The 20,487-nt window shown below is 55.8% G+C and carries 22 protein-coding genes; 13 read left to right on the plus strand and 9 right to left on the minus strand.

Going from position 1 to position 20,487, the window contains the following annotated elements; translation table 11 throughout:
- The first annotated feature begins 1 nt into the window (after position 1).
- The 10 genes from rpsF to rlmB all read left to right on the plus strand — a co-directional run bounded on the left by rpsF (position 2) and on the right by rlmB (position 8,926).
- Positions 2-412 (plus strand): 30S ribosomal protein S6, encoded by a 411-nt coding sequence (gene rpsF / locus VGR81_10565; protein ID HEV2289383.1) that lies wholly within the window; start codon positions 2-4, stop codon positions 410-412.
- Between the two features lie 12 nt (positions 413-424).
- Positions 425-790, plus strand: a complete 366-nt coding sequence (gene rpsR, locus VGR81_10570) for a 30S ribosomal protein S18 (GenBank protein HEV2289384.1) — start codon at positions 425-427, stop codon at positions 788-790.
- 73 nt (positions 791-863) lie between these two features.
- Positions 864-1,310 carry a 50S ribosomal protein L9 gene (gene rplI, locus VGR81_10575; GenBank protein HEV2289385.1) on the plus strand — a complete coding sequence of 149 codons (447 nt, stop codon included), beginning with the start codon at positions 864-866 and terminating at the stop codon, positions 1,308-1,310.
- 254 nt (positions 1,311-1,564) lie between these two features.
- The gene (gene dnaB, locus VGR81_10580; GenBank protein ID HEV2289386.1) at positions 1,565-2,926 is read left to right on the plus strand and encodes a replicative DNA helicase; all 1,362 of its coding nucleotides are present in this window, start codon (positions 1,565-1,567) and stop codon (positions 2,924-2,926) included.
- A gap of 261 nt (positions 2,927-3,187) precedes the next feature.
- Positions 3,188-4,360 carry an alanine racemase gene (alr, locus tag VGR81_10585; protein HEV2289387.1) on the plus strand — a complete coding sequence of 391 codons (1,173 nt, stop codon included), beginning with the start codon at positions 3,188-3,190 and terminating at the stop codon, positions 4,358-4,360.
- A 160-nt stretch (positions 4,361-4,520) separates the two neighbouring features.
- Positions 4,521-5,765: a PIN domain-containing protein gene (locus VGR81_10590; protein ID HEV2289388.1), complete on the plus strand. Its 1,245-nt coding sequence runs from the start codon at positions 4,521-4,523 to the stop codon at positions 5,763-5,765.
- Positions 5,766-5,847: 82 nt separating this feature from the next.
- Positions 5,848-6,564: a 2-C-methyl-D-erythritol 4-phosphate cytidylyltransferase gene (ispD, locus tag VGR81_10595; GenBank protein ID HEV2289389.1), complete on the plus strand. Its 717-nt coding sequence runs from the start codon at positions 5,848-5,850 to the stop codon at positions 6,562-6,564.
- A 1-nt stretch (position 6,565) separates the two neighbouring features.
- Positions 6,566-7,477 carry a 2-C-methyl-D-erythritol 2,4-cyclodiphosphate synthase gene (gene ispF / locus VGR81_10600; GenBank protein HEV2289390.1) on the plus strand — a complete coding sequence of 304 codons (912 nt, stop codon included), beginning with the start codon at positions 6,566-6,568 and terminating at the stop codon, positions 7,475-7,477.
- Between the two features lie 53 nt (positions 7,478-7,530).
- Positions 7,531-8,112: a hypothetical protein gene (locus VGR81_10605; protein ID HEV2289391.1), complete on the plus strand. Its 582-nt coding sequence runs from the start codon at positions 7,531-7,533 to the stop codon at positions 8,110-8,112.
- A gap of 58 nt (positions 8,113-8,170) precedes the next feature.
- Positions 8,171-8,926: a 23S rRNA (guanosine(2251)-2'-O)-methyltransferase RlmB gene (gene rlmB / locus VGR81_10610; protein HEV2289392.1), complete on the plus strand. Its 756-nt coding sequence runs from the start codon at positions 8,171-8,173 to the stop codon at positions 8,924-8,926.
- A 2-nt stretch (positions 8,927-8,928) separates the two neighbouring features.
- Here rlmB and VGR81_10615 read toward each other — a convergent pair whose 3' ends face one another.
- Both VGR81_10615 and VGR81_10620 read right to left on the minus strand, forming a co-directional pair.
- Positions 8,929-9,450: an adenine phosphoribosyltransferase gene (locus VGR81_10615; GenBank protein HEV2289393.1), complete on the minus strand. Its 522-nt coding sequence runs from the start codon at positions 9,448-9,450 to the stop codon at positions 8,929-8,931.
- A 15-nt stretch (positions 9,451-9,465) separates the two neighbouring features.
- The gene (locus VGR81_10620) at positions 9,466-9,924 is read right to left on the minus strand and encodes an acylphosphatase (protein HEV2289394.1); all 459 of its coding nucleotides are present in this window, start codon (positions 9,922-9,924) and stop codon (positions 9,466-9,468) included.
- A gap of 104 nt (positions 9,925-10,028) precedes the next feature.
- Here VGR81_10620 and VGR81_10625 point away from each other — a divergent pair, with 104 nt between their 5' ends.
- Complete coding sequence (locus VGR81_10625; GenBank protein HEV2289395.1) at positions 10,029-10,655, plus strand: PEP-CTERM sorting domain-containing protein; 627 nt, start codon at positions 10,029-10,031, stop codon at positions 10,653-10,655.
- Positions 10,656-10,662: 7 nt separating this feature from the next.
- Here VGR81_10625 and VGR81_10630 read toward each other — a convergent pair whose 3' ends face one another.
- Positions 10,663-13,464 carry a protein kinase gene (locus tag VGR81_10630; GenBank protein HEV2289396.1) on the minus strand — a complete coding sequence of 934 codons (2,802 nt, stop codon included), beginning with the start codon at positions 13,462-13,464 and terminating at the stop codon, positions 10,663-10,665.
- Positions 13,465-13,672: 208 nt separating this feature from the next.
- Between VGR81_10630 and VGR81_10635 the strand changes: the two genes are divergently transcribed.
- Positions 13,673-14,551, plus strand: a complete 879-nt coding sequence (locus VGR81_10635) for a hypothetical protein (GenBank protein HEV2289397.1) — start codon at positions 13,673-13,675, stop codon at positions 14,549-14,551.
- A 95-nt stretch (positions 14,552-14,646) separates the two neighbouring features.
- On the opposite strand, the gene VGR81_10640 is transcribed toward VGR81_10635, so the two are convergent.
- A complete protein-coding gene (locus tag VGR81_10640) occupies positions 14,647-15,129 on the minus strand; it encodes a PilZ domain-containing protein (protein ID HEV2289398.1) in 483 nt (160 codons plus the stop codon).
- A gap of 264 nt (positions 15,130-15,393) precedes the next feature.
- On the opposite strand from VGR81_10640, the gene ada reads away from it, so the two are divergent.
- Positions 15,394-16,503 carry a bifunctional DNA-binding transcriptional regulator/O6-methylguanine-DNA methyltransferase Ada gene (gene ada, locus VGR81_10645; GenBank protein ID HEV2289399.1) on the plus strand — a complete coding sequence of 370 codons (1,110 nt, stop codon included), beginning with the start codon at positions 15,394-15,396 and terminating at the stop codon, positions 16,501-16,503.
- A gap of 12 nt (positions 16,504-16,515) precedes the next feature.
- Here the strand turns inward: ada and VGR81_10650 are convergent, their stop codons facing one another.
- The 5 genes from VGR81_10650 to VGR81_10670 all read right to left on the minus strand — a co-directional run bounded on the left by VGR81_10650 (position 16,516) and on the right by VGR81_10670 (position 20,446).
- Positions 16,516-17,214, minus strand: a complete 699-nt coding sequence (locus VGR81_10650) for an outer membrane lipoprotein-sorting protein (GenBank protein HEV2289400.1) — start codon at positions 17,212-17,214, stop codon at positions 16,516-16,518.
- Positions 17,215-17,333: 119 nt separating this feature from the next.
- Positions 17,334-17,738 carry a hypothetical protein gene (locus VGR81_10655; GenBank protein HEV2289401.1) on the minus strand — a complete coding sequence of 135 codons (405 nt, stop codon included), beginning with the start codon at positions 17,736-17,738 and terminating at the stop codon, positions 17,334-17,336.
- A 1-nt stretch (position 17,739) separates the two neighbouring features.
- Positions 17,740-18,423 carry an ABC transporter ATP-binding protein gene (locus VGR81_10660; GenBank protein ID HEV2289402.1) on the minus strand — a complete coding sequence of 228 codons (684 nt, stop codon included), beginning with the start codon at positions 18,421-18,423 and terminating at the stop codon, positions 17,740-17,742.
- A gap of 98 nt (positions 18,424-18,521) precedes the next feature.
- A complete protein-coding gene (locus tag VGR81_10665; protein HEV2289403.1) occupies positions 18,522-19,622 on the minus strand; it encodes an FtsX-like permease family protein in 1,101 nt (366 codons plus the stop codon).
- On the minus strand, positions 19,619-20,446 hold the full coding sequence (locus VGR81_10670; GenBank protein ID HEV2289404.1) for a hypothetical protein: 828 nt from the start codon (positions 20,444-20,446) through the stop codon (positions 19,619-19,621). Before VGR81_10670 ends, VGR81_10665 begins: the two co-directional genes overlap by 4 nt.
- Between the last annotated feature and the right edge of the window lie 41 nt (positions 20,447-20,487).

Here is a 20,487-nt window from a genome sequence, read left to right on the forward strand (position 1 = left end):
CATGGAAGAAAGACTGTATGACCTGATCTTCATCTGCCGACCGGACACGCCGGAGACGGAGATCGATAAATTGATCGCCACGCTGGAGCACGCAATCCAGGAGAAGCAGGCGAAACTTGAGAAAGTGGAAAAATGGGGCACGCGGCGGCTGGCATACCGCGTCCGGAAATTGCGGGAAGGATTCTTCGTCTACATGGTTCTGCGCTCGAGCCACGGCGAGTTGCTCAAGGAGTTGGAACGGCGCCTGCGGGTATCGGACGCCGTTGTGAAATACCTGACAGTGCGCCTCGATGAAGAAATCAAGCGCCAGGAAAAACTAAGCAAGCGCCGCGAAAAACGCGCCGCGCGGCGTCCGCGCAAGCCTGTGGCTGCTCCTCCAGCGGCCACGGAACAAGCCGCGGCACAGGGATAAGGGGAAAATCGAATGGCTGAAGAAACGCACGCACCACAACATTCATCGCCACAGCATTCATCGCCGCAGCACGGATCCGGCGGAGGACGCGGACCGGGCAGGCCCGAAAGCGGAGGGCCAGGCGGACGGCCTGCTGGGCCGCATCGGCGGGGCAAGCGTAATTACGTTCGCAAAAAGAAAGTCTGCCGCTTCTGCGTAGACAAGGTTGACCTCATCGACTACAAGAAGCCCGAGGTGCTTCAATCGTTCGTACAGGAGCGCGGCAAGATTCTCCCTCGGCGGATGACGGGAACCTGTGCGCGGCATCAGCGCTGGCTGACGATTGCCATCAAGCGAGCGCAGAACATCGCGCTCTTGCCGTTTGCTTCGGAGCTCTGAGTAAATATCGCCGGGACGGAACACGGGGGCGCAGGCCATCGCGCCGCACAAACCAAATTTCGAGGACGGAATCATGGAAATCATTCTGCAAGAAGACGTCGAGAAGCTGGGGACGCGCGGACAGGTCGTGAACGTCAAGGAAGGCTACGCGCGGAATTATTTGCTCCCACGCAAGCTGGCCATCGTCGCGGATGCTTCCAACATGAAGCGGCTCGAAAAGATGCGCGCCGCTTTTGCCAAGAAAGAAGCGACGGAGCGTGAGAGCGCGCAGAAGCAGGCAGACCAGCTTTCCTCTGTGGCGTTGAAACTTTCGCGTAAGGCCGGCGAAAACGAGCAGCTCTTTGGCTCGGTGACGGCAGGCGATATTGCGGATGCCCTCAAAGCGCAGGGATACGAAATCGACAAGCGAAAAATTCAGCTGGACGTGCCCATCAAGACGATTGGCGAGTTTCCGATTACGCTGAGGCTCTATCGCGACATCACAGCAACAGTCAAACTCACGGTCGAACGCGAGGCATAATTTCTTGCGTGGGTTCACGGTTGGCGCTGGGAACAATTTCTCAGCGCCATTTTTTTATCGCTTCTCTTCTCTGTGACGCTTTTCAACAGCGCCTGTGAAATCCACAGCCGCTACGCATTGACTCTTCGCCGCTTGACGCAGAGAATGCCTGCCTCAATTTGCAGAAAAATTTGGAGCGACGAGTACCCGAAATGGCGCATGTGAAAAAATGCGTTGCCATCGGAATCTTGCTAGACGAAAATAAAGCGAAATAGATGGCTACCGAAGCGACCCTCGAACGCGCCCTGCCCTACAACGCCGATGCCGAGCGCAGTGTTCTCGGCGCAGTTCTCCTCGACAATCATTCGCTGAACGTCGCCGTGGAAAAGCTAAAATCCGGAGATTTTTTCCTCGATCAGCACCGGCGGATTTTCGAACGGCTGGTGGAGCTGGCCGAAGCGCAGCAGGCGATTGACCTTGTCACGCTGAGCGAATGCCTGGATCGCCACGGAGAGCTCGAAGCCGCAGGCGGGCCGGCTTACCTTGCGCAGTTGATGGATGGCCTGCCGCGCGCGACAAACGTGGAGCATTATGCGCGCATCGTCAAAGAGAAGTCCATCCTGCGTCATCTGATCCGCACAGCGGAAGCCATTCAGCAGCGCGCGCTCGACGCGGAAGAAGACGCCGACGCCATTCTCGACAAAGCCGAGTCCGATATTTTTCAAGTCGCCGAGGAACGCGTTCGTGCGGGGCTGATCGGCGTCAAGGACCTGATTAAAGAGAATTACGCGCGCCTCGAAAAAATGATGGAGCAGGGGCGGCGGCTTACGGGCGTGGCGACCGGATATCTCAATTTGGATAACGATACGGCCGGGCTGCAGCCGGGAGAATTGATCATCCTCGCCGCGCGGCCCTCAATGGGAAAAACTTCTCTGGCTCTGAACATTGCGGAAAATGTGGCGCTGAGCGATGGGCCTCGCGCCGTGGCGGTTTTCAGCCTGGAAATGTCCAAAGAGTCGCTCCTGCTTCGCCTGCTCGCCTCTCATGGACGCATCGATGCGCATAAATTCCGAACCGGACATTTGAGCCAGCAGGATTGGGCGAAAATCGGACCGGCGCTGGCACGGTTGGGCACGGCTCCGCTGTGGATTGACGATTCGGCTTCATCTACCGTGATGGAAATGGGCGCGAAAGCGCGACGCTTGAAGCGAGACAAAGGACTCGACCTGCTCATCGTCGATTACCTCCAACTTATTTCCGCGCGCGGCCGCTTCGGCAACCGCAACGAAGAGGTTTCGAGCATTTCCCGGTCGCTCAAGGGGCTCGCGAAGGAATTGAAGATTCCCGTGCTCGTCTTGAGCCAGTTGACACGCGCCCCGGAACGAGAGGACCGCAAGCCGCAACTGGCCGATCTCCGTGAATCGGGTGCAATCGAGCAGGACGCGGACGTCGTGCTCTTTATCAATCGGCCCGGCTTCTACAAAACAGATCTTCCCGAAGAAGAACGTGCGAAGTGCGAACTAATCATCGCCAAGCAGCGCAATGGCCCGACCGGCAGCCTGGATTTCGTGTTCTTGAACCGTTTTACGCGCTTCGAGCAGGCCGCGCCGGATTCCTTCAGCGTGATCCCTGAATAGAGAGCTACTGTCCTCAGGCAGCGACATTGTGTCTCGCAGCACATGGAGAGGCTGCGTGGCGCTATCTTGCAGGATGGCGGCTACCGTGTAGCGTCGTCAAAACAAGGGATTTCAATCGTCGTCACATTCGTATGCACCCGGCTACCAATTTGCACACTATTTCGCGCTGTTTACTAAACGGCATTGCAGACGCCGGATTCCGGATGCCGCGAGAGGTCGCGCGGAGTAAGCTGGTAATTCGCCTTCAGGCACACGCTCAGAATGACGAAAGGAATCCAGTTCGAAGGGCGCCCGGTTTGGGCCGAAATTTCGATTTCGGCACTTGCCCACAACCTGCGCATCATTCGCCAGGCAATCGGCAAGAAACGCAAAGTGCTTGCCGTCGTAAAAGCCAATGCCTACGGCCTCGGCGCCGTCGAAGTCAGCAAAGCGCTGTCACGCATGGGAGTTGATGCTTTTGGCGTGACCTGCTCGGCCGAAGGAATCGAATTGCGCGATGCTGGAATTCGCCGGCCGATTTTGCTGCTCACCGGGTTTTGGCCTGGCGAAGAGAAGCGCCTGCTGAAATACAACCTGACGCCCACAATCTCGCGGCTGGGCCAGCTTCGTTCTCTCGACCGCGCCGTTGCGAGATGGCGCGGCAAGAATTCGAGAAAGAGGTTTGCAGTTCATCTCAAAATCGACACGGGTATGAACCGCCTGGGGATTTCGCCTGCAGAAATTGATGCCTTCGTTCACGAACTCGGCGATTGTTCTCATATTGAACTGGGCGGGACGTTCACGCATTTCGCTTCCTCGGAGAATTTCCAATCGGATCAGAATGAACAGCAGGAAAAAATCTTTGCTGATTCGCTGGCCCGGTTGCGAGCAGCGGGGGTCTCTCCGGGAATCATTCACATGGCGAATAGCGGAGCGATTTGTGCGCGGCCGGAAACATACGCGGACGTGGTGCGGCCAGGCGCTGTGCTCTACGGCTATCACCAGGGATTCGAGCCACCGGAGCGAGCGGCGGCGGTACGCAATGCGATGTCGCTCCACCCGTGCCTTAGTTTTCGCGCGCGTATTATTTCATTACGCGACGTCGCGACCGGCCAAGGCGTCGGATATGGCGCGCGCTTCGTCACGGAGCGGCCTTCGCGGATCGCGGTGATCGCTGCCGGCTACGCAGATGGAATTGTACGGCAACGCACCAATCGCGGCTGCGTGATCGTCCGCGGAAACATGGCTCCCTTAGTGGGCACGATTTCGATGGATCTCTCCATGGTGGACGTTACGGACGTTCCGAGTGCAGCCGTTGGCGACGTTGCGACGATCTACGGGCAAGATGGCGATGTTTCCATTCACGTGGATCAGGTCGCTCGCCAGATCGGCACGGTTACCTCCGACTTGCTTTGCGCCATTGGCCGCCGCGTACCGCGCTTCTATGTTCATTGAACCAATCTCCCTCTCACGGTGGTATACTTCCAGCAGGGTTCACACTTTTATCCAATTCATTCCGGTGTGATTTTGAAGCAAATCATCCAGCCGGACCGTATGGCAGTCAGGTGAAGTTGGCGAATTCATAGTTTCATATTTCTCATATAAGGGGCCCAGAATGAACCGCACTTCTAATATTTCCAAGCTTTCCTCGCCGTCTGCGAATCCTGAAAACTCTGCTCCGAAATCCGTTTTGCTCTCCAGAGCCGAAGTGGGCCGAGTCGGGAGTTTTTGGGACATGCTCGCCATTCGGCTGATTTTTACCGTCGTTTGCGTCGCCGCTGGATATCACTTTGGGCCTTTTAGCCTTTCGCATTTGTTTGGCTCACTCGTGGGGCTGGCGTTCGCGGTCGGCGTGATTTTCTTTGAACTGCGCCTCCGGCGCGCGAGCCTCCGGCGGCTGATTGGAGCCGTGATCGGTTCAATCCTCGGGATTTTGGGCGCTTATCTTACGACGCTTGTTCTAGCGCACACCACCATGCCGGAGAGCACGCGCTCTTTCATCAGCCTCGCGGTTTTTCTGGTGATGGCGTATATCGGATTGATCGTCGGCGCCAATAAGGGCGACATGCTGAATCTGCAGGCGCTCGGCGGACTCTTTGGCACTGAGCGCGGTACGCGGCACGTCTACAAGATTCTGGATACCAGTGTGATCATTGACGGGCGTGTGGCGGATATCGCCGAAGCGCACTTCATCGATGGCACGATCATTATTCCGCAATTTGTCTTGCACGAACTACAAATGGTCGCGGATTCCGCCGATCCGCTGCGGCGCCAGCGCGGCCGGCGCGGGCTGGAAGTTCTCCAGCGCGTCCAGAAAATGCCCCATCTGGATGTGCAGATCGCCGAAGATGATTTTGCGAATATCGCCGAAGTCGATTTGAAGCTGATCGAGCTGGCCAAGCGTTACGACGCCAAAATCATCACCAATGATTTCAATCTGAACAAGGTGGCCACGCTGCAGGGTATCGAGATTCTCAATGTCAATCAGCTGGCCAATGCGCTGAAACCCGTGGTTCTCCCGGGCGAAATTATGCGCGTTTTCATTCTGCGCGAAGGCAAGGAGTACAATCAGGGCGTTGCGTACCTCGATGACGGGACCATGGTCGTCGTCGACGGCGCGCGCAAGATGATCAATAAGACGGTCGACATTTCCGTGACGTCGGTGCACCAGACCACTGCGGGGAAAATGATCTTTGGCCGCTACGATGAACGCGGAGAGCAATCTCAAGGCCGCACCGCTGCCCCAGCGGCGGAACCTTCCATGCTCCGCACGCCGCCTTCGGAAAGCCGTGCGCCTGAGTCTGCCCCGCCGGGAGAGCGTCCGCCTCGTTCGCTTGCACCGGAGACAGGTCACAACTGATCACCGTTGCAGGAAGGATGGGTGCCCTGCTTTGGGCCTTATTTATCTGCCGCCTCGAATGCGATAGACTACGACACCCTTTATGAGCCGCATTGCCGCCATACTTCCCGCTGCCGGACTGGGCACCCGCATGGGCACCGATGTCCCCAAGCAATTCCTTGAGCTCGACGGCGTTCCACTGCTTCTTTTTACTCTTCGTCGGCTCGCGGAATGCAAGGCGATTACGGAATTTTTAATCGCCACACGTCCTGAAGAAGTCGAAGCCGTACAGCAGCGCCTCGCAAAAGAAAATTTCGGCCGCGCCGTGCATGTCGTGAAAGGCGGAGAGACGCGACAGCAATCGGTCGGTAATGCCCTGGGGCGAGTTTCTACCGACACGGAAATTGTATTGGTGCATGACGCCGTGCGACCGTTCGTCACACGGGAGCAAATCGAGCGCGTCATTGCCGAAGCTCGAGCGAGAGGCGCGGCCATACTCGGCGTTCCGGCGATTGACACGGTTAAAGAGGTTCGCCGGTCGACGCTGCCGGAAGATGTGGCGCTGATCTCCGCGACTATTCCACGCGAAAAAATTGTCCTCGCACAGACGCCGCAAGGTTTTCACGTGGCCCTTCTGAAAGAGGCCTTCGCGCGCGCCGAGCAGGATGGGTACACAGCGTCGGATGAAGCGGCTCTTGTGGAGCGCCTTGGACGTGACGTGTACGTCGTTCAGGGTTCCGAGCGAAATATCAAAATTACGCGCCCGGCGGACATGGAGTTAGCGCGCTTCTATCTCGAACAGGAGCACCGCGCGAAGTAATATGTTCGAAAAATTCAACGCCGAAGCGCAGCGCTGCATCTTCATGGCGCGACTCGCCGCATTGACGGAAAAATCGAAGAACATCACCACGCTGCATTTCCTCTCAGGAATTCGCAAAGAAAGCCCGGCCATTTTTCGCGGCGTGAATTGGGCTAAATCGCCGATCAAGCTGGCGTACCTTTCGCCCGAAAATCTGCGCAAAGCCAGCCAGATTACGGGTGACCTTCCCCTGGACACGAAAGCCAAACGCGCTCTTGTCTCCGCCGCTGAAATTGCAAAGAAGTCCGGCTCCGAGCAGGTCATGCCCGTGCACCTCCTGGCCTGTGTTCTTGCGACGGATGCGAAGCTGCGCAAAGCTCTGCAGAAAGCCGGACTCGAGATGGAAGCGCCGGGCAAATCCGCGCGCAGTCTGGGCCGTACGGCTGGCGAGGGGAAACATGCATCCTCTTCGGGTATCGGGTACGACCTTCACCGACTCGTTGAAAAGCGCAAGTTGATGATTGGAGGCGTTGAGATTCCATTCGAAAAAGGCACGCTCGGACATTCGGATGGTGACGTCCTCGCTCACGCGATTTGCGATGCGTTGCTTGGCGCTGCCTCGATGGGCGACATCGGCACGCATTTTCCGGATTCCGATCCGAAGTGGCGTGGCGTTTCGAGCCTGGTTTTTCTCCGCCAAGTTCGCCAGTACCTCGAAAGAAAGAACTGGAAAGTCCGCCACATCGATGCTGTAGTCGTCCTGGAGCGGCCGAAGCTCGGCCCTCATTTCCCAGTGATGCGGGAAACACTGGGAAAGGCACTCGGCATGCCGCCGGAACAGATCAATTTGAAGGCAAAAACGAACGAAGGACTCGGTGAAGTTGGCCGCGGCGAAGCGATCGTCGCGCATGCCATTGCTACGATTGAACGCTGATCTGCTCCCGCACGTTTTCCTTTAACCGTGCTGTACAATCTCTGCGAATGAACATGAATCCCTTGTCAGAATCGTCTCTCGCACGAGCGAATCCCTGTTCGGCTGCGGACGTCGAAGCAATCCTGCGCGAAGACGGCTGGCTGGCCTCCGAAATCACGCCGGAGATGAAAGCGTGGATGCACGTCGCGGCTGCCTTCTTGGGGCCACATGTTGCTGCCCGCTCCGTTGCTCTGGGTGATGCACGTTCCGGCTTGCGGGACCTCTTGTCGCTCGTTTTCTCTTACCATGCGCGAACACTGCTCGAAGACGTGAACAATCAAACGGTGATGGCGCGCGAGGGCGCTCGTGAAGTGATCCGTGAGCTGGCAAATCGCGTCCTGTCCGCGACTCCCCTCGAAGATGCCAGAATCGATTCTGAGCGATATCAGCGGATCGTCGAATCGCTGAAAGCGTCGCTGCATTTTCGCGGGCGAGAGCTGTTCCATCCCGTCCGGCTCGCGCTTGCCGGGCGCGTCGGCGAAGGCGAACTTGACCGGGTCATCCTGCTTCTCGATGGGGCCGCAAATCTGGGTTTTGCAGCATCGGTCAAAACTACGCGAGCACGCATGATCGAATTTTGCGCCGCACTGCTCTAGCGATTAAGATGACACGGCGGTTCGCACCTGCACATCGGTTCACGAACGTGGCGATGAGATGAATTTTTTGGCTGGAATTCATGCTGTCGAAGAAGCGCTCGCCGGTTCTCGACCGCTCGACCGTATTTTGATCGCGCGCGGCCAGCACGGGGGCCGAATACAAAAAATAATCGATCTTGCAAAGGCAAAAAGCGTCCCTGTGCGCTTCGAGGATCGCGCCCAACTCGACCGCGCGGCCGGTGGCGAGCGCCACCAGGGCGTTGTGGCCATCGCTGCGTCACGTCCTGCAATCGATATCGAGAATCTCCTTTCCGTCAGCGGAAAAACGGGAGGACAAGAAACCGTGCCCGAGCAGTTGCTCGTTCTGCTCGACGGCATCGAAGACCCTCATAATCTCGGCGCAATTGTTCGAACTGCTTTGGCCGCCGGGGCAACTGGCGTTGTGATTCCGGAACGTCGTGCTGCTGGACTGACGGAAACCGTGGAGCGGGTCTCCGCGGGAGCGCTTGCCCATTTGCCCGTCGCACGCGTGAAAAATCTTGCTCGCGCGATGGAGCAGCTCAAAGAATCTGGTTTTTGGCTGATTGGTCTCGACGAGCACGCGCCGAAGCTTTACACCGATGTGGACTATAGGGGCCGGATTGCCATCATCATGGGCAGCGAAGGCGCGGGTCTGCACGAACTGATTCGCAGAAATTGCGACTTCCTCGTTTCAATTCCAACGACAGGGCCGGTTCGTTCTCTCAACGTCTCGGTAGCCGCCGGCGTTGTTCTTTTTGAAGCCGTCCGCCAGCGCAAACAGTCGGCACGGTAATTTCATTCGTCGTACCGGATCAGCGAAAAAACTTCGGTTCCGTTCAGTTTTTCGCGGCCTTTGAGAAAATTCAGCTCCACAGCAAAAGCCGCGCCTGCGATTTCACCTCCCAATTGGCGCACCAATTGGATGGCGGCGGCAGCCGTGCCGCCGGTTGCCAGCAAGTCGTCACAGACGAGCACACGTTGGCCGCGCTTCACAGCATCCTGATGAATTTCCAGCTTGTCTGTGCCGTATTCGAGCTGATAACTCACCTGTGCGGTCTTCCATGGAAGCTTATTCGGCTTCCGCACCGGCACAAATCCGGCGCCGAGCCGATAGGCAAGTGCCGGCGCGAATATGAATCCGCGTGCTTCGATTCCCGCAACGACGTCGATGTGCTTACCCAAAAACTGGCCGCAAAGCCTCTCGATCAGTTCGTGGAATCCCTTCTTGTCCTGCAAGAGAGTCGTCAGATCATAGAAGAGAATTCCCGGCTTCGGATAATCGGGCACTTCGCGAATCAGTTTCTTGAGGTCGTCCATTCCAGCGTTCCCCTTTCACCACGAGTCGTGCTCAATTGAAAATTCGTGCGTGTATTTTTCCTCGATTCTCGCTTCCTCTTCCGCCACTTCGTTCACCGACGCCGCACGCGGGCCGCGCTTCAATTCCTTTCGGAGCGCTGAGTGCTGAGCCTCCGTACCGACGGCGTATACTTCAACGCGTCCGTCGTGCAGGTTCCTTACGTATCCGGTCACCCCAATTCGGAGTGACACGGCTTGAGCGAAATAGCGAAAACCAACCCCTTGGACAACACCAGAAGCATAATAGAGCTTTGCCCGTTTGGTTGGCGTCACCTGTAACTCGCTTTTTCCTCGAATCCTTTTGGAGTTTACCAGAGCCATCGGAATCCACCACGCCGCAGAATGCTGTGTCGATTGCAGAAAAGAAGAAAACGTTTGCGGTCGTGCGCCGGGGATTCGAAATCCGAGCACTTGGTGTGCCCTAACCCATTGCATTATAGGATGTTAGGGACCTGCAATCCGCACGTTCTTTGGCTAGTGGTTTGCTTAATATCCCCATACCTGTGGTTTGCCCGAACGCAGTTTGCAAAGGAGAGAACATGAGGATTTCGCGTTTCTGGATGGTGGGTGCTGCGGTTTTGTTTCTTGCTGGCATCGCGTCAGCCAATCCCGCAGACGTCAATTTCGGGATCAAGGACCCTTCGTGCCTGCCAACCTCGTGCACTCTGATCACCTCCACCACATTTTCATTCACGATGCCAAGCATTCCGCCCGGAAGTACCGCGAATTTGCTGTTTGAGAACGGCACTAACGTGACTCTCACGAGTTTGAACTTCGACTTGTTTACGGGTTTGAATGTCAGCCCAAGCCTCTTCACTTGTTCTATAGATGCGTTTTTCAATAGCTGCAACGTGACGCAAGTAACGTCCACTATATCCGGAGATAACGAGTTCCACGTTCTCCTCTCTAACGTCGGAGTCACAGGTCCATGCACACCGGATGGCGACCACGACGCGGATGATCTCTGTGGCGGAATCCTTCCCGGAAATACTTTCGACCTCCAGTTTACGAACCCCCCGGGGGGAAACAATGCCTCGTTTGATTGGGCTGGAGCAGGCACAACGGTGACCGTGACAACCGTGCCGACGCCTGAGCCAGCGAGCCTGGTTCTGCTGGCCAGCGGGTTGCTACCGCTGTGGACTCTGCGCAAAAAATTCCGGGATTAACTACCAGTCAGGGCTTTCCGTTGGAGTATTGCTTTATCAGCTTGTCGAACTCCGGGCTTTTCCGCGCGCCAGCCATGTCCGGATCTGCTGCTGCAAAATCTGCCGGATAATGTTTTCCCAGAGCGTCTTTCAATAGCTTCAACGCCGCGTCTGTCCGTCCCAGAATCGCGTCAATTTGCGCCTGGTCGTAAATGTGTGAGACGTTGCTCGGTTGAATTGCACGAGCGCGCCGGATGAAATTGTCCGCTTGTTGCGCGTTGCCTGTCTTAGCGTAGTATTGCGCAATATGATCCATTACGTCCGCATCTTGGGGGTTGGTCTGCAACTGTTTATAAGCCAGCGAAATCGCCTGTAGATAGGATGCGCGCGCTTTATCCTGTTGCCCTGAGAGACGGTACGCGTCTGCAAGATTTCCCATATTGATCTCATTGTTGGGATCATATTGCACAGCCTTGGCAAAGTTGTCGGCGGCTGGCCCGTACTGCTTGAGGAGAAAGTATGCGGTTCCCAAATTCGTATAGGCCGTCCAATCGGGGCTTAGCTGGATGGCCTTCTGGAAATTAGGAATCGACTGGGCATATTTGCCTTCCTGCGCGTACACCATTCCGCTCATGTCATATCCCGTGGCATTGTCCGGATCCATCTGCGTGACTTTCTGGTAGGCGCCCAGCGCTTTCTGATAATCGCTCAGACGAAAGTAAGCATTTCCAAGAATATTTTGATTGAACCAGTAGTACGGGTCGAGCTGGATGGTTTTCTGGTAAGCCTCGATCGCTTTGGCACTGTCGCCGCTGCGCATATATGCATCGCCAAGCGAACGGTAAGCATCCTCTGAGTTCGGCGCCAAAGCCAATGCGCGTTTCAGTTCTGCGATGGCCTCCACATACTTTCCCGTCGTGCTATATACATTCCCCAGCGCCATGTGGACTTCTGTCAAATTGTCATTGAGCTGGTCCGCTTGCTGCGCTGCCGCGAGCGCTTTCTCCGCCCAGAAACTGTCTTTCTTGATGTGGTACATCCGCAGGCTGGCATCCGCAATTCCGGTATAGGCGAGAGCGAATTTCGCGTCCTGTTTCAGCGCTTGATCAAAATAATCGAGCCCTTGCTGAATGCTCTTGGGGTCTTGCGAATTTCGCAAAGCATTGCGGCCGCGCAAGTAGAGGTCATAAGCAGCGACATTGTCCGTTGGCCGAACCGCTGCACGAGCCAAATCCTCATTCGTCGGATTCACGTTCAGCGCCGAGACCAGCTGGTTGTACATTTGATCTTCCAGAGTAAAAAGGTCTCCCGTAACGCCGTTAAATTCCTGGCTCCAAAGGCGCTTCCCGTCGGCCACGTCCTCCAGGTTCAGGATGATTCGAATCTTATCGCCAGAGCCCTGCAGCATCCCCTGCACGAGCAAATTTGCGCCAAGCGCTCGAGCAATCTTTGGCAAACTTTGCTTCTGGTTTGCCTTTCCGGTGGCATCTGTTGAGGAAACATGAATCCCCTTCAACTGAAAAAGTTTGGCCGAGAGCGCTTCCTCGATGCCTTGCGCAAGATAGTTCAGCTGTGACTGCTCTCCCAGAGTTTGCAGAGGCAGCACCGCGACGAAACGCCCATCAGACAGAGGCGGAACACCGGCAGGAGTCGCAATGCCAGAAGATTCAGTCTGAGTGCGAAATATCGCTCGCCGAACAGAAGGAATAGCGAGTAGCCCGCCTATGACTACTATCGCCACACCTGCCACATACCACCACCGGCGGCCTAGTTCTGGTAATGGAAGTCGCAGGCTGCGCCCTGCGGAAGTCGCCTTGCCTGCCCCCAGATCGGCCAAAATTTCCTTCGCATTTTGGTACCGTCGAGACGGATCTCGCTCCAAGCAGCGAAGAATGATTCGCGAGATATTGTCAGGAAGATTCGGAGAAAACTCTTTTGGGCTCGGCGGTTTTTCCTTCACCCGCCGGTACATAATCTGTAGCGTCGAATCGCCCTTGAATGGCTCCGTGCCGGTGACCATCTCAAAGAAGATCAATCCGAGCGCATACAAATCCGCTCGGTTGTCCACCGGCTTCGCTTCCACTTGCTCTGGGGCCATGTATTTGGGCGTTCCAAGATATTGTCCGGTGCGCGTCATTCCGGCAGAGCTGGACTCGAGGGATTTCGCCAAGCCAAAGTCCGAAATGTAAACGTGATCATCCTTGCCCATCAGGACGTTCTGCGGCTTCAGATCGCGGTGAACCACGCCTTCCGAATGCGCCGCGTCGAGTGCTTCGCACAGTTGCTGCGTGATATCAACCGCGCGTGCTACGGGCAGTTTTCCTTGCTCACGGAGCAAATGATGTAAATCCTCTCCGTCGACGAAGGCCATGGAGATAAACTTCACGCCATCGGCTTCCCCCAAATCATGAATGCGCAGAATGTTTTTGTGCGAGATGCGACTGGCAAGCAGTAATTCCTGCTTGAATCGCTGCATGGCGTTCGCGTCGGTCGTAAGCTGAGGTTGCAAAACTTTCAGAGCGATGGACCGGTCGAGTTCCTTGTCATGCGCCTTATAGACGCGACCCATGCCACCTTGTCCAAGCAATGCCTCAATCTGATATCGCGCTCCAAGTTCATCGCCAGGTTCCAGAACTCCATAGACGGTTACGGACGAACGCGCGCCCGTACGCGAGGCGGATCCGGACCCAGAGCGTGAAGAAACCGGGGTACGCGAGGTCTCTTGAGAGGATAAATTGTCCGTCGAATTTCGCGAGATCGGCGTCGTGGAATCGAGCGTCTGATCCGCATCCATCGGACGGTCGAATCCCCCGGGAGTTTGCAGATCCAACGAGGAACCGCACTTCAAGCAGGAGTATGATTCATCGGCATTTTCTGTCCGGCATTGGGGACAGATCATGTATCGCCTGCCCTCTCTCCACGAAACAAGCGAAGAATCTGGCGATTATGACTCACCTCTCTCTTGCCTGCAAGCAATGGAAGGGCCACGACCCGCAGCCGGGAGTGAGTAAACTTGCAGTCATCGTAAAAGTGCGTTCTTGCATCTAATTCACGGTAAAATACGGGAGAAAAGAAGGGTATATCTAAAAGTGACATTCTCGCCTTCTCTAAAAGCGCCTTTATTTTTTCTTATCTTTGCTACGGCGATGTCTGCCCGTGCGCAAACCGTCGGCCCCATTACTCCGCCGCCCACATTCAAAGTGAAGTCCATTCCAGCCAAGCCTAATCCTGGTGCACCGCCGATGTCTGCTGACCAGATTATTCAGCGACTCGTTAAAAACGAGGATTTCATCAATGCCGCTTACAATGCGCAGAGCTTTGATCAAAGCGTTAAGCTTGAAGAGCTCGTGAACGGCGGCGGAGAATTCGACTTCGCGGGACAGGAATACACGAAACCCTCCGGGGAGCGCTATGAGACTGTTACGAAGCCGCCTACCTCTACTTTGCACTACACGGAATTTTCACTCGAAGACGTAAAGACAATAGACGCTCTGCCTTTATTTTTTCTGACTTCAGAAAACCTGCCGCTTTACAATCTGACCTACGAGGGCCAGGAAAAACTCGACCAGATCAATACCTTCATCTTTCGCGTAAAGGCCAAGGAGTTGGGTAATAAACCGCTATTCGACGGCGTCATTTGGGTTGACGATCAGGATTTCGCCATTGTGAAGAGCGATGGTCAGTTTCTCACGATTACCGGCAACGCCTATTCCACATTTCCTTTTTCAATGTTTGAGGTATATAGCCAGAATCTGCAAGGTCACCTGTGGTTTCCGACGTATATTCGTTCCGACGGCCATGTGAAAACGCCCAATGGAGATGTGCCTATCCGCCTCATTGTCCGGTCCGAGAATTTCAAGCCGAACGGCCCAGCAGCAACGCCTACTGCGGCGCCTTCTTCAAAGCCCTCCAACTAAAGTGAATTCGCAGCATTGTTTCTGAGCGGAAGGTCTGTCGCTCTGCGCAGGTTTCTCCAACGGAAGAACACCAAGGAGTCGATGCGAATCCTCAGCTAAGACGCGCTGTTGTGCGGAATGTCGTCGTCGCGCCGAAAATCGATGTCATCGAAAGAAGCTGCGTAACCGTTCCAACCCGGAACCTCGCATACCTCGATGCGCACCACGTGCGCCGCAGTCTTCAGCCGGACACTTCCTCTCCCAAGAGGCCGCTCGATGAGCGAAACCTCAAGTTCGATGCCGGTTCCTGGTTCGATAATGCGCGGAGCCAGGAAATAAATGCCGGACGAGCTGATGTTTTTGGTCACCAGCGTAACGGGAGTCGCTTCGGCGCGTTCGCCAATCTTCGTCAATTGCAATGGCAGACTCAAATATGCGCGGGGGCTTCGCCGGCGATCCGGAACGATGCTGACAGCGTGAGTTGGGACGCGCAAAAATCGCCGCGGCGGCAGAGTTTCGAGATTTGGACGTAATCTTTCAGCAGGAAAAGCGAACGGGTCGACAGACAGTCGTGGCTTGAGATTTGAGCTTGCCCCCATGTGAATGCCCCCCAAGTGTCCGGCAACCACCAATTTGCCGAGTAAGGCAATATGCCTCGCGCCCCTACTCAACGTCAACGGTGTCAAGAAAAATGTGTCTTTTGATTCAACAAGGTTTCAGGAAGCTCCATCACCCTCAGCGTCCGCCTTTGGTTAGCCGGGTTTGGATGCGAAAATCGGATAGATATCATCGAATGGATGGACTAATTTGATGCTTAGCGGAGCAAACCCGAAAATTAATAAGGGGACGCGCAGTTGGATTGAATGCGAACGAAGAAAATGACGGCGAAGCCAATTGTGGCGACGAGGATAGCCAACTACTGGCGCGATGTGCAGCATCGTTGCACCGCTGCTGATGGCCGATTTGTCTATGCCGTGCGCACGACGAGAATCTATTGCCGGCCATCGTGTCCGTCCAAACGTCCGCGCAGGGATCGCGTGATTTTTTTTCAGGGGCCACGCGAAGCGGAACTCGCTGGTTATCGCCCCTGCCGCCGCTGTTGGCCGCAGATGGAGCCGTCACGAAGCGAAGCGGCTCGTCTCGTTCACCAGATTTGCGCCAAAATCGATGAAACTCTGACCGTTGATTCCGAGGCTCGTCTAACGCTGTCTGAGTTAGGCCGTTCGTTCGGCCTCAAATCGCACAAGATGGAGCACCTGTTCCGGCGCATCCTGGGCATAACGCCAAAACAATTCACCGACGCGCGACGTATGGCGCAACTGAAATCCAAACTTCGCAAGGGGGAAAAAGTGACTACGGCAATGTATGACGCAGGTTATGGCTCAAGCAGCCGCCTTTACGAACGCGCTCCTGCGCAAATGGGTATGACGCCCGCCATCTACCGCCGCGGCGGCGCGGGCATGAACATCAGTTACACGATTGTTCCTTGTACGCTTGGCCGCGTGCTCGTCGCGGCCACGTCGCGCGGCGTCAGCGCCGTTTATCTGGGCGACTCCGATGCGCCGCTCGAAAAGGCTCTTGCAGAGGAATATCCGCGTGCTGAAATTCGCCGTGATGCGAAGAGACTCGGTCCCTGGGTTCGCGAGATTGTCGAGCACCTTCGCGGGCGCGAGCCGCACATCGATCTCCCCCTCGACGTTCAGGCTACCGCCTTCCAGCGCCGCGTCTGGCAGGAATTGTGCCGCATTCCGTATGGCGCCACGCGCTCTTACCGCGAGGTCGCTCGCGCGATTGGCAAGCCTCGCGCCATTCGGGCCGTGGCCCGCGCTTGCGCCACCAATCCTGTCTCCGTCGTCGTTCCATGCCACCGTGTTGTTCGGGAAGACGGCAACTTGGCTGGATATCGCTGGGGCTTGAATCGGAAGAACGCTTTGATTACGCAAGAAAGAGAACTAGTTCAGAAAAACCAGTAGCACGCCCTTGTGCTATCCCTCGGGCCGGATTTTCTGCGTGTCTTTGGGCCAGTGGGGCCGGAATCTCGAATCGGGGATATTCGGATTTCGGACTTCGCTCGAATACTGAATAATGAAGTAGTCGTCCGACCCCGTTTCGAAGAATTTTTGCTGGACAGGCAGCCACGAAGATTCATCGAGCCATAAATGGATTTTCGAAATTTGATTTCTGGCCTGTGCTGACTTGGGTGTGAGCTCCAGCAGCGCAGTTTTCTGATGGTCCAGCGTTGGCTCACCGAGAAGCGTCACCAGGAAGCCTTTTTCCAGATCATGCCCCGAGGTTCCAAAACCCAGGAGAAGAAATTCATCCACAAGCTGGCGGTGCTTGCCCAAATTGTATTCTTCGACTCGTTTTAGTCCCGGCGTGTAAATGTAAATCGTGTCGCCCGTTCGGAGGATGGTGCGTGGGTCCGGAGTCTTCATTTCCAGGCGCATTTTTTCGCCGTGGACGTAAAGGACACCTGTTTCGGTAGATTTCACATTCACGACCACAGTCACCTTCGTCCGCGCAATATCGGCCGTAAGGCTCTGAAAACCCTTGGCTTGATCGTCCAGTTCGCGCAAGACGGCATTCAATGTCAGCGGGTTCCGTTCTTGAGCGCGTTCGGCAAGCACGGGGAGCGCGAACGCCATCGTTAGGATTGTCGAAAGCAAAATGTATTTTCGAAACACGTTCGGACTAAAAACCTCTTCTCTGAGAAACATGGATGATAACACAGCGGCGGAAAGTGCCGGAAAAGCTGAGTGAACAGATGTTGCCACAAGGACACATTTGCTATGGAAGGTAGGAACTAATGACTTACATCCACATCGTAGAAGAGAACTGCCCCGTCATTGTCTCGCACGGTCTGGATTCTGCGAATTTGAAACGACTGGTTCTTAAGTTCGTCCACTGATTGACTTAGAATCTCGTGTGCTCGTTCCTCGAACTGAGGGTCTGCGGCTTTGACAGGATCGGAATGCGGAAGAAGGCTGCCGTCCACCCGATAGGTTTCGATGTGCATGGTTGGGTCGCGCATGATCAGCGTGATTCCACTATTGCTTTGGCTGCTGCTCGGCTGCCTGTCGTGGAACCAGCTTCGCGGCGTAAGCAGAACAAACATCACAATCGCGACGACCATGACATCGTAGGGCCAACTCCCGCGCTCATACGACCACAGAATCGTATTGGCAAAGCCATGCCAGAGTTTGCGCATCTCAGTTCGCCGCCGCGCCGTCGACAACCAGACCATCGCGCATGTGCAGCACTCTCGTTCCATAAGCCGCCGCTTCCGGATTGTGCGTAATCATCACGATCGTCTGCCCCAGATTCTTGTTCAGCTGGCGGAGCAACCCGAGGACATTCTCCGAATTCTTGGTGTCCAGATTGCCGGTTGGTTCATCGGCGAGGACGATTTTGGGCTCGTGGATGATCGCACGCGCAATTGCAACTCGCTGTTGCTCGCCGCCCGACAACTGCGAGGGCCGGTGCTCCAGCCTTTCTCTCAATCCCAGCATTTGTGTAACCACGTCGAACCGGTGCGGGTCGAAACCGTCACCATGAATGTGCTGCGCCAGCGCGATATTTCCGCGCGCGTCCAGCGTGGGCAGGAGATTGAATCGCTGGAACACAAATCCTACTTTGTGCCGCCGCAGGAGCGTCCGCCCCGCGTCTCCCAGACTCGTCAGATCGTTACCATCGAGCAAGACGCGCCCGCGGCTCGCCCGCGCCAGCCCACCGATTACGTGAAGCAACGTGGACTTGCCGCACCCGGAAGGGCCCATGACGGAAACAAATTCCCCCGCAAATATCTCCAGATCAATTCCACGCAGAGCCGCCACGTCGAGGCTTCCGGCGCGGAATATCTTCCAAAGGTTCTCGGTCTTGAGTATCGGTTCCAACTCGCTCCCACCGGAAGGAACTCCCATTTCCCCCGATACAATGATTCTATTCGGTCAATTCGCCAATGGCTAGTGTGCCGTAGAAGAGAATCTCGGGGTCACTCATACGCCAGCGCCTCGATGGGATCCTTCCGGCTTGCCAGCCAGGCCGGATATGTCGCGCCCAGCCATCCGCCGGCGATCGCCAACCCAGCGGCTTTGAGCAGCCAGCTGGGCGTGATCAGGATGGTCAGAGTGGGAAAAATCGTGAGAAACAGCATGCGAACGCCATAACTCATCCCAAATCCCAGCACAATCCCCGCCAGACACAAAGCCGTGGTTTCGCTGAGGATCACGCGCACCACGTAACTTCGCGACGCTCCAAGCGACTTCAATATGCCAATCTCGCGCGTGCGCTCAATAATCGTCGTGTACATCGAAAGCAGGATCACCAGAAATCCGATAGCCACCGCGAGCCAGATCATTGAGTCAATAAAGGTTTTCAGTCCCGGCAGATGGGACGACGTCATTAGCGACATGTAGTCCCTTAGTGGGCGCACTTCATAGTGCGGCAAAAGCACATTAATTAGGCCGATGACTTTCTCGGTTTGGTCCGGGCTGTCGCACTTGATGAAAAATACGGAAGCCTTGTCGCGCGCCCCGGAAAGATCTTGCAGCGTGGACATGAGCACAAACAGCCTCGCGCCCTTTCCATGCTCCACGATTCCGGCCACATGAAAATCGTGTCCGAGTACGTGGAGCGTATCACCAACTTTCACTTTTCGTCCCTTCGCGTACCAGTCGTCAACCAGGATGTCATCGTGAGCTTGCAGACCGTGTCCCTCATGAAAGACAAATCCGCCCGAAACCTCGCTAAACGTCACAGGATCGATCCCGTAAATGATGTCCAGCCCATTCGTGGAATTGAATTGCAGCAGAACGGGCGCAACCGATTGCACGTTCTTGATTTGGCCGAGCCTCTGCCCGATTTCAATCGGCATGGGCGCTCCACTGAAAGCCATGAAAACCGAAGCGGAAGGAGGCTGCACCATGATATCCGCTCCGATCCCTTCAATACGCTTCGCCGTATCGGAGAGCATCCCTGACGTCAGCCCCACCACCGTCAGCACGAGCGTTACTTCCACGCCTACGGCGATAATCGTGATCAGCGTCCGCACCGGCCGGTACAGAATGTTCCGCAGGATCATGTGCTTAATCACGGCTGTTTTCCTTCGCCAAGCTGCACGAGTTCAGTGCCCGCTGGCTGAGCCAGCTGGAAGCGGTCTGCGGAGACCGGTTGATTCAACGTCAAACTCGTAATCGCGATGGCGAGCTGATATTCATCAGCTGGCCGGTTCAGCACAATTTCACGAGGATACATGATGTTTCCTTGGGGCTGCCAATCGCTCGTTTTAATATCCGATAGAACCTCGCCCTTGCTGCCAAAAATCTGTATGCGTGCCACCTGCAAATCGCTGCGTTCGAACCATATCTTGCGGTCCAGATTCCATCCCTGCGGGCCCTGCGCTGCCACGATCAGCACGTAATATTGCTCCGGCGGCTCATTTTCCTCTTCCATCAGCACTGGCGCGTCCGCTGCGATCTCGGTCCACATCAGTGCGTCGAACAGATGTTGTGGCCGAAGGTTCTCAATGGATTTCTGCGCCCTCTCTCGGAGGTTCGCTGGCCCCACGATAAACTTATTCTTCGACGGAATGTAAATTCGGAATGTTTGCCCGTCGCACACCATATCAAAAATGTCTTTGGCCACAATCGGCGCCTGCCCGATCATTCGTATGGACGCTGGCCGCGCCGCCAGGATATACCCATTTACATCGTGATATTGCTCGATGACTCCGCTCAGCGCCGATCCTGCCGTCGGCGACATGCGCACTGCCGCGTTGAGCGTCTGCACGCCAGATGCAATCTGGTTATACCGCGCAATTAATTCGGCCCTCGTCGCTGTCAGCGCCGGTTTTGTTGTGGTGGGAATCGTAACCGTCTTGCGGCTCACGGCGCAACCGGCCAAAATAGCGGCATTCAAGCATAGCCCCGCAATCCAAAGTGTCCTGTGAATCTGCAGCG

It is taken from the genome of Candidatus Acidiferrales bacterium, from assembly GCA_035934015.1.
In the GTDB taxonomy this organism is placed as follows: domain Bacteria; phylum Acidobacteriota; class Terriglobia; order Acidiferrales; family UBA7541; genus DAHUXN01.